Here is a 14819-nt window from a genome sequence, read left to right on the forward strand (position 1 = left end):
CGCTGCAGTAAGCATGATCCCGAAACGTGGGAACCGGTTTTCGGAGAAGATCATGCTCAGTCTGAAATGTCAGTGCATGGCCGCGTAGGAGAGTATCATGGCGCCCAGGGCAAGTTGGAAAGGTTACCTCAAGCTCAGCCTCGTCAGCTGTCCGGTCCGGCTCTATCCGGCAACGACGACCAGCGAGCGCATATCGTTCAACCAATTGCACAAGAAGACCCACAACCGCATCAACATGAAGCCGGTCGACCCTGAACTCGGCCTCGTCGAGCGCGCGGACTTGGTCAAGGGTTACGAATACGAGGACAAGCAGTACATCATCATCGATGAGGCCGACCTCGAAGCAGTGCGCATCGAATCCAATCACACGATGAACATCGAGGCCTTCGTCGACGAAGACGAGGTCGACGTCATTTATCAGGATGCGCCGTACTATATGGCGCCGGATGGCGCCATGGCGGAGGAAACCTTCGCCGTGCTGCGCGAGGCAATGCGCAAATCCGGCAAGCTGGCCATTGCCCGCCTTGTCCTGTCCAGCCGCGAGCGCGTGGTGACGATCGGCGCGCGCGAGAACGGCATGTTCGTGTGTACGTTGAGGAACCCGAACGAAGTGCGCGGCACGGCTGAATATTTCGGCAACATCCCGGCTGGCAAGCCGGATCCCGAAATGCTGCAATTGGCCGAAGCGCTGATCAAGCAGAAGGAAACCACCTTCGATCCGAAGAATTATGAGGACCGCTACGAGATCGCGCTGATGACGATGATCCGCGAGAAACTGAAGGGCCATAAGCCGATCATTGCGGCGGCGCCCGAGCGTGGCAATGTCATCAACCTCATGGACGCGTTGAAGGCGAGCCTGTCGCAATCAGCCAAGCCGCCGGCCAAGTCGAAGAGCAAGGCCGACGACGCTGAAAAACCTGCCGCCAAGGGTAAGGCGGGTGCGGCCAAGGAAAACCCGTTGAAGGCCAATCTGCTCAAGGCCGTCGGCAAGAGCAAGGGGTGACGGCGCCGACCGGTATAATCCCGGGCGCCGTCTTCGGCGCCATCGGCGCGCTGGCGGCATTTCCGCTGCGGCTCGCGGCCCGTGAGGTGGAGCGTCAGCACGGCCAGTTGCGGCGCGGCGTCACCAGGCGCACCAGCCATGTTGTGTTCGGCCGAACGCTGATCGCCAAGGCCGGCACGGCGAAGGGCGGCGATGCCGAGATCGAGCGCCGGGTTGCAGCCGAGGGCTCCGCTGGCCGAACACTCCTTAGCGAAAATGGCTTCCTGCGCCTGCTTGGTCTGATGAAGGCGCCGGAGGCGTCTTCGCTGTCCAGGCAGTCTCTCGTCGACCAGTCCAGACTGTCCGGTGCCGACCTCGACCTGCTCAGCCTGTTTGACGCCTTCGAGCACGATTGTGAACCCTACTCGTTCCGCGATCTGATCCTTGCCCGCAAATATGCCGGGCTGGTCGCCGGCGGTGCATCCTGGGGCGCCATCGCGCGCTCGGTCCACCGTTCCGGCCCGATCGCCTCGCTCACCGCCAAATCGCTCAATGTCGGCTCGCAGCATGGCAGGCCCGATCAGATCTATCTCGAGGATGGCCAGAGCGAACTCGACGGCCAGCTGCTGTTCGATCTCGGCAGCGCAAGCGCAGCCGGCGACGACACGCTGGAAGAATTGTTCGCCGAGGCTGAAAGCGCGGAAGAGGAGGGCCGGCACGACGATGCCGCGGCGCTCTACCAACGCTGCCTCAGCATCGATCCGAGCGACGCCATCGCCGCGTTCAACCGCGCCAATTGCTTGCGTGGCGCCGGTCGCGTGGCCGACGCGGCGCATGACTATGCAAGAGCGATCAAGCTCGATCCGGCGTTCGTCGAGGCCTGGTTCAACCTCGCCGGGCTGATGAGCGACGAAGGCAAGATCGCCTCGGCGCGCCGGCATCTGGTCAAGGCCATCGCGCTCGACAAGAGCTACGCCGATCCGGTGTTCAACCTTGCCCGGCTGGAGTTCGACGCCGGCAATCTGACCGAAGCCCGCCGCCACTGGGTGCGCTATCTCGAACTCGATGCTGACAGCGAATGGGCGCGCACTGCGCAAAAGGGGATACAGTTCGTCGATCTGCAGCTGGCTCGGACGGCGGGGTGAGGCTGCCGTGGATAATCTTGTTCAGATTTCGAGTATGGGATTAACCGCGTGCTTCATCGTTTTGGCGGTGCAGGAGGCCCGCGAGCTGCTCTTCTACTGGAGCAATGGCTGGAATTTTTTCGAAGACAGCAAAATCAATTGGGCCACATATTACAACCGCAGAACTTGGCCATTTCCCCAGCGCCCCGAGGACCGTATGTCGAACAAGCAGCGCGTTTGCTTCGGCCGGCCATTCTTCATCGTGCTCGTGGGGTTTTTTGCAGCCATTTTCACCCATGTTACCCTGCATCCGGAGCAGTGGCGTAAGGAAGTTTACGGGTCCAAAACCACCTACCACTATATCGGGGTCCCGCAGCCTGATGCCCACTAGCTTCCTCTTCGACGGCTTCGACACCGCTCCCGTCACCATCCTGCTGGCGCACGGCGCCGGCGCATCGATGGATTCGCCTTCGATGACCGCCACCGCCAAGGCGCTCGCCACAGCCGGCTTCCAGGTTGCGCGCTTCGAATTCCACTATATGGCGGCGCGACGCTATGGCCAGCGCAAGCCGCCGCCGCGCGCCGAGACGGTCAACCCGGAATACATAAAGGCCATCGCCGATCTGAGGGCGAGGGGCGTCACCGGGCCGCTCATCATCGGCGGCAAGTCGATGGGCGGGCGCGTCGCCTCGATGGTCGCCGACGAGATGTTCGCCAAGGGCGAGATTTCGGGCCTCGTCTGCCTCGGCTATCCCTTTCATCCGCCGGCCAAGCCCGAGCAACTCAGGACAAAACATCTCGCCGACCTCAAGACGCCGACGCTGATCTTCCAGGGCACCCGCGACGAGTTCGGCACGAAAGAAGAGGTCGCGACCTACGGCCTTTCCAAAGCCATCGAGGTGATCTGGCTGGAGGATGGCGACCACGACCTGAAGCCGCGCAAGAGCGTGTCGGGGTTTTCGACCGCCGATCATTTGAAGACGCTGGCCGGGACGGTGAAGGCGTGGACAGGGCGGATCGTTTCCTGATCGCCAAATGAAAATCGCCACCTTCAATATCAACAACGTCAACAGCCGGCTGCAAAACCTGCTGGCGTGGCTGGCGGCAGCCAAGCCCGATGTCGTCTGCCTGCAGGAGCTGAAGGCGCGCGACCTGCAGTTTCCGCGCACGGCACTGGCCGACGCCGGCTATGGCGCGGTGTGGAAGGGCGAGCCGACCTGGAACGGCGTAGCCATACTGGCGCGAGGAGCCGAGCCGGTGCTGACCCGTGACGAACTGCCCGGCGATACCGCCGACAAGCAGAGCCGCTACATCGAGGCGGCGGTGTCGGGCGTCGTCATCGCCTGTCTCTACGCGCCCAACGGTAACCCGCAGCCGGGGCCGAAATTCCAGTACAAGCTGGCGTGGCACGCGCGGCTGGAGGCGCATGCCGCAGAACTGTTCGACACCAGCCTGCCGGTGGCGCTGGTCGGCGACTACAACATCGTGCCCGAGCCGCGCGACATCTACGCCACCCGCTCCTATGACGACAACGCGCTGGTGCAGCCAGAAAGCCGGGCGTCATTCCAGCGTCTGCTCGAGCAGGGCTGGACCGATGCGCTGCGCAAGAAGCATCCGAAGGAAACGCTCTACACATTCTGGGACTACCGCCGCAATCGCTGGCCGCGCGATGCCGGGCTGCGGCTCGACCACATCTTGCTGTCGAAGAAACTGGCGCGCCGCCTCACTGCTGCCGGCATCGACCGCGATGTCAGAGGTGAGGACGGCGCCAGCGACCACGCGCCGGTATGGGTCGAATTGAAGTGAATTTGGCTGCGTGATCGCGCCCACTTTCGTGGGCGCAGTTTTGCACTATTTGTTTCGCTGCGGCGGCCGCATGATGAGCAAGGTGCGGCACCGGAGGGGGAGTCCGATGGACAGGTTGGCCGAAAGGCTGTTTGCGCTTCCGCTGCTGGCGGCCGCTTTGGCTTGTCTGCTGCGGGCGTATCTGCTGCTCGGCGACAGAGATTTCAGCTGGAGCGGGATCGATCACATGCTGCACGGCCCAGCCACGCTGCGACCGGTGGTGTTCCTGACCGTCGGCGGGCTTTGCCTGCTTGGCGCCCTGTTGTTCTGGGCCGGACTGCTGCCGGGTCGGCGAAGCCAGCCTGCTGGAACGCCGCTTTTTGGCCGCGACGCCGAGATCGACCCAAAGGGCCGCCCCGGTCTGCGGCGCGCCTTCCTCATGTTGCCGGTGCTCGCCGTGTTGGCGCTGCTGGCCGACCACTTCCCTTGGGCGCGTGACGCCGGCCCGGGCGCTGAGGTGGCCGCCCCGAACGAACCCAAAGCCGAGCCGAAGGACCAGGGCATCGACGGTGTCCCGCCGGACCTGGCGACGCCACCGGCCCCGCCGAGTTCGCCGCAGGTCACCATGCCGCCCGAGCCAACCCCGCCTGAGCAGGCTGCCAAACCGCCGGAACCGGCGCAGCCTACGCCTCCGGCTGCTCCCCCGCGGCCGCCACAAGTCGCAGTCGCTCCGGCGACACCGCCACCGGAGACTGCTCCACCGCCGGCTCCGGCGACACCGCCACCGCAAACCGTCGCGCCGTTGCCGCCGCCTCCGCCGGCGCTGCCGACCGAGCCCGACGGCCATCGCGACGCCATCGTCTGGCTCGCCGTCTCGGCCGATGGCCGCGACATCATGAGCGCCAGCACCGACCATATGATCAAGCTCTGGGACATCGCCGGCAAGCGGCTGATCCGCAACCTTGGTGAACACAAGGACATGGCGCGCACGGCGCTGTTCATGCCCGACGGCGCAACCGCGCTGACCGCCGGCGACGATGGCGAGATCGTGCTGCGAAAGCTTGCCGATGGCGCGGTGCTGCATGTCTTCTCGTCGGGCGCGAATGGCGGCGTGCGTAAGCTGGCGATCAGCCCGGACGGCAAGCGCGCCGTCAGTGGCCACGACACCGGCAACGTCATCGTCTGGGATCTCGTCAACAAATCGGTGCTGCATGTGATGACCGGACATGACTGGCCGATCAGCACGGTCGCAATCTCGCCCGACGGCACGCGCGCGCTCAGCGGCTCCATCGACGGCACGCTTAAATTCTGGGACGTCGAAAGCGGCAAGCAATTGCGAAGCTGGCACGGCCACGAGCAGGGCACTTACGGCGCTGTCTTCACCGCCGACGGCCATCATGTCGTCACCGGCAGCGGCGACTACACGATCAAGCTCTGGGACCTCGACACGTTTAGGGAATTGCGCCGCTTCGAGGGTCACGAAGGCACCGTCTATACGCTGGCGCTGTCGGCCGACGGCAAGCGCCTGGCCTCCGGCTCGCTCGACGGCACGGCGCGGCTGTGGGATGTCGGCACCGGCGGCCAGACCGCCATGTTCGACAGCCGCACCGGCCCGATCTACGCCGTTGCCTTCGCCACCGACGGCACACTGGTCACCGGCGGCGACGATCGCACCATCAGGGATTGGCCGGCGGCTGGCGGCGATGGCGAAATCCTGTTCGCCGGCGCACCGCAGTAGCGACATCAAATGCTTTGGATATTCCAGAACAGCCTGGCTTGCGCTATGGATTACTGGTGGCTGCAAATGGATTGGGGACGGTGAGCAACAACGACTGGGCGCCCAAAGTGGATACACCTGTCTACAGCCCGCCCACGTCGCGTCGCCGAGGGGTCCTTACCGTCGTTCTGGTGTTGCTGGCGGCTTTTGTGCTGCTCGGTCCTGGCCGAAATTACTATGTGCAGTGGTCAGCGGCACAAAAGGGTGCAGCGGCTCTCCAGGCAAAGGATTATGCCGAGGTATTCCGTCAAATGAAGATCATGGCGGACGCCGGCAATGTTGACGCAAAAGGGCAGCTTGGTGCGCTGTACTGGCGCGGGGAGGGCGTGGCTCAGAACGACAGCCAGGCGGTGTATTGGTGGAAGAAATCCGCCGATGGCGGCAATGCGGAAGCCATAGCAGCACTGGGTCAGGCCTACCTTATGGGCAGGGGCGTTGAAAAGGACAGTCGGCTTGCCGAGAGTTTCTCACGAAAGGCCGCCGATAAAGACAACATGAATGGGCAGTACCAGCTCGGCGTGTTGTACTGGCAGGGCCAAGGGGTCGCGCAAAATTATGAGCAGGCGCTCTATTGGTGGCGCAAGGCGGCCGATCAGGGGAGCGGCGAGGCTGAATATTCTCTCGGCCAAGTCTATTTAAATGGCCAAGGGGTCGAAAGAAACGATCAACTGGCGTTGAAGTTTTCCAGGCAGTCAGCCGACAAGGGCAATACGAACGCTCAGTACGCCCTCGGCGTCCTGTATGCACAGGGTCGGGGTGTTACGCAAAGCTTCGAGCAGGCTGCCTCATGGTGGCGCAAGGCGGCTGACCAAGGAAGCCTGGAGGCCGCTTTCTGTCTCGGACGCGCCTACTATCTTAACCAAGGCGTCAAGAAGGATGATCAGGCCGCCATAGTGTGGGTGAAAAAGGCAGCCGATCTGGGTGAGCCGAATGCCCAGGCTTTGCTGGGCACTTTGTACTCGCGGGGCCACGGCGTTGAGCAGGATGACCGCCTTGCGTTCGGGTGGTGGATGAAGGCCGCAACCACCGGTCTGACAGAAGCGCAATACGCGGTGGCGGCCGCTTATGGCCAGGGAAAAGGTACCCCTAGGGACGACGGCCAGGCGTTTGCGTGGATGAGCAAAGCCGCCAATCAGGGCTTTGTGTTCGCCCAGTCGAATCTGGGCGGATATTATTCGATGGGCCAAGGCGTCGAGAAGAGCGCCGAGCAGGCGGTCTATTGGTGGCGCAAGGCCGCGGAAGCGGGGAATGCCGAAGCCGGTGCCAATCTGGCCCGGGCGTATTCGCTCGGCGAAGGCGTGGGACGGGACGATGCGTTGGCCGCGACTTGGGCGCAAAAGGCGTCCGACGGGCGAAACGCCGACGCTCAATATCTGCTTGGTATCCTCTACAGCCAGGGCCGCGGCGTTGCGCAAGACAATGATCTGGCCTTCCGATGGTGGATGAAGGCTGCTGTCCAAGGCCATGTGGTAGCGCAGTATAATGTCGGGGTCGTGTATCGGGACGGGCAGGGCGTCGGGAAGGATGAAAGGCAGGCATTCGAGTGGCTGAGCAAGGCTGCCGACAAGGACAATGACCTTGCGCAGTTCGCTCTCGGTGGACTGTATTGGGATGGTCTAGGAGTAACGAAGGACCCCGTTCAGGCGGCAAGGCTCTGGCGCAAAGCCGCCGACCAGAGCAATGCATTCGCGCAGAAAGCGCTCGGCACAGCCTATTCCGAGGGTGTTGGCGTTGCGCAAAGCAGTGCGGATGCGGCGGGCTGGTGGCTCAAGGCGGCGCGGCAGGGAAATGTCGATGCCCAGCTCGCCTTAGCGTATGCCTCGGCCAACGGCGTGGGCATTGCCAGAGACGACAAGGCTGCCGAGTCCTGGTGGCTGGAAGCCGCAAAGGCCGGCAGCGTCGATGCCGAGTTCAGTCTGGGCTCGCTCTACTACCGCGGCGTCGATGGGAAACCAAACTACAAGGAAGCCGCCAAATGGTTCTTCAAGGCGGCAGGCCACGGCAGTTCCGGCGCCAAGACCTATCTCGACCTGATGAAGGAAAACGGCCAGCTCGACAGCAAGATGCTGTGAGCCGAGTGCATAAGCGTCGCCGTCACGCCTTCCGTTTGAGGCGTGACACTCGTATCGCACGATGCGAAGACTCATTTGCCGCTGCATCTCGAGAATCCCATGCCCCTCCACATCGTCGAAGCCTCGATTGCCGATCTGCGGCGCGCGTTGGAAGACGGTACCGTCACCAGCGTCGAGTTGGCCGGCGCGTATTTCAGGCGCATCGCGCACTACGACCGCCATGGCATTGCGCTCAATGCCGTGCCGGTGCTTAACCCGGCAATGTTCGAGGAGGCGGCGGCGTCCGACCTGCGCCGCCGCAATGGTGCTGCGCTCGGGCCGCTCGACGGCATCCCCTACACCGCCAAGGACAGCTATAAGGTGAAGGGCCTGACGGTGGCTGCCGGCTCGCCCGCCTTCGAGCATCTCGTCGCCAACGAGGACGCTTTCACCATTGCCAGGCTGAGGGCCGGTGGTGCTGTGCTGATCGGGCTGACCAACATGCCGCCAATGGCGAATGGCGGCATGCAGCGCGGCGTCTATGGCCGGGCCGAAAGCCCCTACAATGCAGATTACCTGACCGCCGCCTTCGCTTCCGGCTCGTCCAACGGTTCCGGCACCGCGACCGCCGCCAGCTTTGCCGCTTTCGGGCTGGGCGAGGAGACATGGTCTTCCGGCCGCGCGCCGGCGTCCAACAATGCACTTGTCGCCTACACGCCGTCGCGCGGCGTCATTTCGGTCAGGGGCAACTGGCCGCTGGTGCCGACCATGGATGTGGTGGTGCCGCACACGCGCGGCATTGCCGACATGCTGGAGCTGCTCGACGTGATCGTCGCCGACGATACCGAGACGCGCGGCGATTTCTGGCGCGCGCAGCCCTGGGTGTCGATCGCGAAAAGCGCTGCTCTCAGGCCGCCAAGCTACACTACACTCGCCTTGGAGGGCTCGTTGAAAGGCAAACGCCTCGGCGTGCCGAAAATGTATATCGGCCGCGACGGCGGCGCGCCCAAACCCATCGAGACCCGCGCCTCGGTGCTCGACCTCTGGCGGCAGGCGGCGCGTGATCTGGAAAAGCTCGGCGCGGAGGTGGTCGAGGTCGATTTCCCCGTCGTCTCGAACTATGAGCGCGACCGTCCGGGCACAAAAACCATGGTCGAACGCGGGCTGGTGCCGGAAGCCTTCGCCGAGCGCGAAATCTGGGATCTCTGCATCTGGGGCTGGGACGATTTCCTGCGCGCCAATGCCGACCCGGCCATCCCCGACCTGGCCACGGTCGACGGGCCAAAAATCTTCCCGCGGCCGCCGGGCGCGCTGCCGGACCGCTATGGCGACGACGGTTTCGATCTGGCGGACTATGTCACACGCGCCAAACAGGGCGTGACGCCATTGCTGGATATTCCAAGGCTGGCGGAAGGTCTGAAGGGATTGGAGGCGACGCGGCGCATCGACTTCGAGGACTGGCTGGACGAGCACAGGCTCGACGCCGTCGTGCTGCCGGCGGTCGCCGATGTCGGCCCGGCCGATGCCGACGTCAACGAGACCTCAGCAGAAATCGCCTGGCGCAACGGCACCTGGGTCGCCAACGGCAATCTGGTATGGCGTCATCTCGGCATCCCGACCGTCACCGTGCCGATGGGAACGATGGCCGATATCGGCATGCCGGTCGGGCTGACCTTTGCGGGCAAGGCCTATGATGATGCGGAGTTGCTGCGGCTCGCCGGCGATTACGAGCGCGCCACCCAACGCCGCACCAGCCCGCCGCGCACGCCGGAATTGCCGGACGATGTGTTTGCGGGGCGGCCTGGTGGATTGCGGGCCAGCGATGCGCCGGCGCCGAGGCTTACGCTTGTTGCCGAGACGACGCGGCGAGGAGACCAGGCCGAGATCGCCGTGACGGTTGAACTCGATGCGGAGACCGCTGGCGTCAAGGTTCACGTCAATGGCGAACCGGTCGCTCTGCGGCGCAGCGGCACAAGCTTTCACGGTCGCATCCTGGTGCCCGCCGGCGAGCACGAAAGAATGCACAGTGTGTGGCGAGGCGCTTACGGCTCGATCGTTACGGCCGTCATACGGCTGGAGGATGGACGCACGGCTGGTGCTTACGTGGTCGCGGGTGGAATCGGGTGAGGTACATGTAATCTCCCCAAGGGGGAGATCAGCAGCTTCGCCGTCTTGACCCTCCCATCGCCCGCGTTATCTTCTCGCCATGCCAAACCTCGCTCCCCTCATCGTCATCGATCTCCAGACCAACATGTTCGACGGGCGCGTCGAGCCGCCGATCCATGATGCGCCGGGCATAGCCGAGCGTACCCGCTCATTGATCGACTGGGCACGGCGCAGCGGGCGAAAAATCGCGTTCGTGCGGCATGACGGGCCGGCCGGCGATCCGCTGGCGCCGGGCGAGCCGGGTTGGCCGGTATGGCCGGAACTCGGCCAGGCCAAGGACGAGCCGACATTCTCCAAGACCGTCCGCAACGCATTCTCGAATGCCGAGCTTGGCGCCTGGGTGGCCGGGCAGGGGGCCGGCGAAGTCGTGCTCGCCGGAGCGCAAACCGATTTCTGCATCGCCGGCACCGTCAAGGGCGGCCTGGCCGAGGGCCTCGGCGTCACTGTCGTTTCCGATGCGCACTCGACGCTGGACACTGAAGGCGAAACCGCGACCGAGATCATCGCCCGGTACAATGCTGATTTCACCGATGCCGGCGTCACGCTGGTGACGACGAAGGCGCTGACCGGCGACTGAAGCACCGCGCTTCGAAGAGTGGGAGACTGCCGTGCCAACCCTGAAATTGCCGGCCGAAGGCGGATGCCGCTGCGGACGCGTGCGGCTCAAGATTTCCGCAAAGCCGCTTTTGACCATGGCTTGTCATTGCACCGGCTGCCAGACCATGTCGGCCAGCGCCTATTCGCTAAGCGCCGCCATTCGCTCCGACGGCTTCGAGATCACGCTAGGCGAGCCGGTGATCGGCGGGCTGCACGGCGCCTCGAAACATTTCTTCTGCCCACATTGCATGAGCTGGATGTTCACGCGCCCCGAAGGGCTCGACTGGTTCGTCAATCTGCGTCCGACCATGCTCGACGAGCCCGGCTGGTTCACGCCGTTCATCGAGACATGGACCAGCGAGAAGCTGCCCTGGGCGACGACGCCTGCGGTGCACAGTTATGAGGCGCTGCCGGCCTTTGAGGAATATGAGGGGCTGGTGGCGGAGTTTGCTGAAACCGCGAGTCTCCCCACTTGAGGGGGAGATGGCGGCAGGCCAGAGGGGGTCGGTGCGACTGGGCTCGACGTCCTTGCTGCAGATGGAAGGTTGGCGCTTCACGCGCGGCGACCCCCTCTGTCGCCTTCGGCGACATCTCCCCCTCGAGGGGGGAGATAAGCCCCGCTAAAAATTTGCATCGAATCGATTGCGCAAACGTTTCGATGGCCCTAAACTCCCTCAAAATCCGCCATCAGAGCGGACGGGAAACGCATAAGGGAGGAGCGCTTGCAGGCGCTTATTTGTCTTGCCGACAATGGCTGAAGTGGCGCGGCGCGCCGGTGTGTCGGTGTCGACCGTCTCGCATGTCGTCAACAACACGCGCTTCGTTTCGCTGGAAAAGGCGAGGCTGATCAACGACGCCATTGCCGCCATGGGCTACCAGCCCAACGAGCTGGCGCGCTCACTGAAGGCCTCGACCACCAACAGCGTCGGCCTGGCGATCTCGGCGATCTCCAACCCTTATTTCACCGACATCATCTGCGCGGTCGAGGCCGAATGCGCGCGGCTCGGGCTGATGGTCTTCCTGTCGGACACCCAGGAAGATCCCGACCGCGAGCTGCAGGTGGTGCGCGCTTTCCATCAGCGCCGCGTCGACGGCGTCATCCTGGCCCCGTCGGGCTCGCCGCAGCGCGCCATCGATTACCTCGCCGACAAGAAGATGCCATGCGTTCTGATCGACCGTTTCGCCGACGAGCGCTTCGATCAGATCGGCGTCGAGAACGAAACGTCGATGCGCGCGCTGATCGACCATGTCGCCTCCTTCGGCCACAAGCGCATCGGCTATATCGCCGGACAGCCCGGCCTGACGACGACGCGCGAGCGCATCGAGGCGTTCCAGGCTTCGCTCGCCGCCAATGGACTTGAAAGCGTGCCGCACTATCTCTCGGCCGAGAATGTCGACACGGCGGCGGCGACCGCATCCACCCACGCCATCCTGTCGCTGCCGTCGCCACCAACCGCACTGGTCACCGGCAACAACATGACGACGATCGGAGCCGTCCGCGCCATCCGCGAAAAAGGCCTCACCATTCCGGGCGATCTGTCGCTGGCCGGCTTCGACGATTTCGAATGGGCCGATTGTTTCGAACCGCGCCTGACGCTGGTCGCGCAGCCCTGCACCGAGATAGGCAGGCAGGCGGCAGCCCTGCTCAGCGCCCGCATCGCGGCGACCGGTTCAGAGCCACGTTCGGTGCGGCTGCAGGCGACGCTGCGGGCGCGCGCCTCCTGCGGGAGGCCGAAATGAAGGCGCCGCTTCTGGTGATGACGGGCGCCGTCAAACGCTTCGGCGGCGTGCAGGCGCTGCGCGGCGTCGACTTCGACCTCAAGGCGGGCGAGATCCATGCGCTGCTCGGCGAAAACGGCGCCGGCAAGTCGACGCTGATGAACCTTCTGTCGGGCGTCTACACGCCGGACGAAGGCATGATCGAGATCGACGGCAGACCCGTGCGCTTCAACAACCCGCGCGAGGCGCAAGCGGCGGGCATCGCCACCATCTTCCAGGAGCTCGACCTGGTGCCGTCGCTGGATGTCGCGGCCAATCTTTTCCTCGGCCGCGAACTGATGCTTCCGGGCGGCTTCCTCGACGTGCCGGCAATGCGCCGTGAGGCGAAGAAGCGGCTGGAGGCGATCGAGATCGCCATCGATCCGTCCGCCATGGTGGCGGACCTGTCGATCGGCCAGCGCCAGGTGGTGGCGATCGTCAAGGCGCTGTCCTACGCCTCGCGCGTGCTGATTATGGACGAGCCGACGGCCGCACTTACCGTCGGCGAAGTCGAGCGGCTGTTCGACATCATGAGAAAACTCGCAGCCACCGGCGTCGGCATCGTCTATATCTCGCATCGGCTGGAGGAAGTGCCAGGGATTGCCGACCGGGTGACGGTGATGCGCGACGGCCGCGTCGCCGGCATCACCGAGCCGCACGCGCCGCAGGCGGAGCTGGTCAGGCTGCTGGTCGGACGTCCCCTGGACGAGCTCTATCCGCAGCGCGCCAAAGCGGCGGGCAAGCCGCTGCTCAGCCTGAGGAACGCCAGCTTCAGGCTCGCCCGCGATAGCGCCGGCTGGCAGGCGCCGCAAGGTGTTTCGCTCGATGTCTATGAAGGCGAGATCGTCGGCCTGGCCGGCATTATGGGGGCAGGGCGCACCGAACTGCTCTCCGCGCTATACGGCACCGGCCTGTCCGGCCGCTGGGAGGGCGAGGTCGCCATATCGGGCAAGCCGGTGAAACTGGATTCGATCAGTGCTGCCCGCCACGCCGGCATCGCCTTCGTCACCGACGATCGCCGGGGCTCGGGCCTGATGCTGCGCATGGCGGTCGGCCTCAATCTGGTGATGTCGGTCATATCCAGAATCTCGCCGAACTGGCTGGTCTCGCCGCGCCGCCAGGCCGAGGCGGTGAAGGAATCCTTCGGTCAGTTCGACATCCGGCCGAAGAACCCTGATATCGCCGTCGGCGCACTGTCCGGCGGCAACCAGCAGAAGGTGGTGCTGGCAAAAGAAATCCTCGGCAACCCCCGCCTGTTGCTGCTCGACGAGCCGACGCGCGGCGTCGATGTCGGTGCCAAGGGCGAGATCTACCAGCGGCTCAGGGCACTCGCCGCGCAAGGGCTCGGCATTCTGGTGGCGTCCAGCGAGATGCCGGAACTGATCGGTCTGTGCGACCGCATCGTGGTGCTGCGCCAGGGGCGCAATGTGGCGGAATTTTTGGGCGGCGTCGACGAGCACACGGTGCTGGCCGCGGCTAACGGCAGGGAGGCCTGATGTCTCAGGACAACAACCCAGTGGCAGCGAGCCCGGTGATGGCGGCGCCTCAAAAGCATCGCGACCCGCTGGCGCTCATCGTGCGCTTCCAGAGCCTGATCGGCCTGGTGCTGGTGGCGATCGGCGGCATCATCTTCTCGCCGCGCCGCCACGGCGAAATCCTGTTCCTCAACCCCGACAACATCGCCAACATCGTGCGCGCCGTGTCGGAGACCGGCATCATCGCCATCGGCATGACCTTCGTCATCATCACGGCCGGCATCGACCTGTCGGTCGGCGCGGTGCTTGGCCTGTCCAGCGTCGTCACCGCCTCGATGATGATCTCCGGCGGCTTCGGCCTGATCCCCACCATCCTCGCCGTGCTCGCTTTGGGCATCTTCTTCGGCGCCATCCAGGGCACCATCTCCACCCGCTTTCGGCTGGAACCGTTCATCGTCACGCTGGCCGGCCTGCAGGCCGCGCGCGGGCTGGCGCTGGTCGTCTCCGGCAATCAGTACATCAACATTTCCTATGGCGAAGGGCCGGGCCTGGCGCCGCCGGTGTTCGCCGTGCTGGGCGAGCGGCTGTTCAACAACACCGTGCCGGTGGCGACGCTTGTGTTCGTCGTCTTTGCCGCGATCGCCACCATCGTGCTCAACACCACGCGCTTCGGCCGCTATGTCTTTGCCGTCGGCGGCAATGAGCGCGCCGCGCGCATATCCGGCGTGCCGGTGTCGATGGTGAAGATCTCGGTCTACGCCATCACCGGCTTTGCCGCCGCCCTTGCCGGCATCGTCCATGCCGGCCAGTTCAATTTCGGCAGCGCCAATGACGGCATGGGCTATGAGCTGACGGCCATCGCCGCCGTGGTCATCGGCGGCACCAGCCTGTTCGGCGGCGCCGGCTCCATGGTCGGCACCGTTGCCGGCACCATCATGCTGGGCGCGCTCGCCAACATCCTGCAGCTCAACAACATCACGCCCGCCATGCAGCTGCTCGCGACCGCCGCGATCATCGTCCTGGCGGCAGTGCTTCAATCCCTCGTTCGCCGCCGCGAGGGGTTGGGTCGTTAGTGCATGTCGCGCAAAAGGTTTTGCGATGACG

The 14819-nt window shown here is 64.5% G+C and carries 13 protein-coding genes; all 13 read left to right on the forward strand.

The features are described 5' to 3' along the window. Positions 1–97 precede the first annotated feature (97 nt). Complete coding sequence (ku, locus tag NLY36_RS27980) at positions 98–1003, forward strand: non-homologous end joining protein Ku (protein WP_023685883.1); 906 nt, start codon at positions 98–100, stop codon at positions 1001–1003. Beyond that, a complete protein-coding gene (locus NLY36_RS27985) occupies positions 1000–2127 on the forward strand; it encodes a tetratricopeptide repeat protein (RefSeq protein WP_023735425.1) in 1128 nt (375 codons plus the stop codon). Before ku ends, NLY36_RS27985 begins: the two co-directional genes overlap by 4 nt. A 7-nt stretch (positions 2128–2134) precedes the next feature. Continuing rightward, positions 2135–2497 carry a hypothetical protein gene (locus tag NLY36_RS27990; protein ID WP_155922512.1) on the forward strand — a complete coding sequence of 121 codons (363 nt, stop codon included), beginning with the start codon at positions 2135–2137 and terminating at the stop codon, positions 2495–2497. Continuing rightward, complete coding sequence (locus NLY36_RS27995; protein ID WP_023735423.1) at positions 2487–3134, forward strand: alpha/beta hydrolase family protein; 648 nt, start codon at positions 2487–2489, stop codon at positions 3132–3134. The genes NLY36_RS27990 and NLY36_RS27995 overlap by 11 nt, the downstream gene beginning before the upstream one ends. 7 nt (positions 3135–3141) lie before the next feature. Continuing rightward, a complete protein-coding gene (locus NLY36_RS28000; protein ID WP_023735422.1) occupies positions 3142–3912 on the forward strand; it encodes an exodeoxyribonuclease III in 771 nt (256 codons plus the stop codon). Positions 3913–4018: 106 nt separating this feature from the next. Beyond that, positions 4019–5629 (forward strand): WD40 repeat domain-containing protein, encoded by a 1611-nt coding sequence (locus NLY36_RS28005; RefSeq protein WP_023735421.1) that lies wholly within the window; start codon positions 4019–4021, stop codon positions 5627–5629. Between the two features lie 80 nt (positions 5630–5709). Next, positions 5710–7740, forward strand: coding sequence for an SEL1-like repeat protein (locus NLY36_RS28010; protein ID WP_156933186.1), 2031 nt, complete (start codon positions 5710–5712; stop codon positions 7738–7740). A 99-nt stretch (positions 7741–7839) separates the two neighbouring features. Then, on the forward strand, positions 7840–9846 hold the full coding sequence (locus tag NLY36_RS28015; protein WP_031249094.1) for an amidase: 2007 nt from the start codon (positions 7840–7842) through the stop codon (positions 9844–9846). 79 nt (positions 9847–9925) lie between these two features. Next, positions 9926–10462 (forward strand): isochorismatase family protein, encoded by a 537-nt coding sequence (locus NLY36_RS28020; protein ID WP_023697781.1) that lies wholly within the window; start codon positions 9926–9928, stop codon positions 10460–10462. A 31-nt stretch (positions 10463–10493) separates the two neighbouring features. Next, positions 10494–10958: a GFA family protein gene (locus NLY36_RS28025; protein WP_023715154.1), complete on the forward strand. Its 465-nt coding sequence runs from the start codon at positions 10494–10496 to the stop codon at positions 10956–10958. A gap of 265 nt (positions 10959–11223) precedes the next feature. Then, on the forward strand, positions 11224–12222 hold the full coding sequence (locus NLY36_RS28030) for a LacI family DNA-binding transcriptional regulator (RefSeq protein WP_023735418.1): 999 nt from the start codon (positions 11224–11226) through the stop codon (positions 12220–12222). Then, positions 12219–13736 carry a sugar ABC transporter ATP-binding protein gene (locus tag NLY36_RS28035; protein ID WP_023697780.1) on the forward strand — a complete coding sequence of 506 codons (1518 nt, stop codon included), beginning with the start codon at positions 12219–12221 and terminating at the stop codon, positions 13734–13736. The genes NLY36_RS28030 and NLY36_RS28035 overlap by 4 nt, the downstream gene beginning before the upstream one ends. Beyond that, on the forward strand, positions 13736–14788 hold the full coding sequence (locus NLY36_RS28040; protein WP_023735417.1) for an ABC transporter permease: 1053 nt from the start codon (positions 13736–13738) through the stop codon (positions 14786–14788). Before NLY36_RS28035 ends, NLY36_RS28040 begins: the two co-directional genes overlap by 1 nt. Positions 14789–14819: the final 31 nt, after the last annotated feature.

It is taken from the genome of Mesorhizobium sp. C399B, assembly GCF_030323185.1.
Classification (GTDB): Bacteria; Pseudomonadota; Alphaproteobacteria; order Rhizobiales; family Rhizobiaceae; genus Mesorhizobium.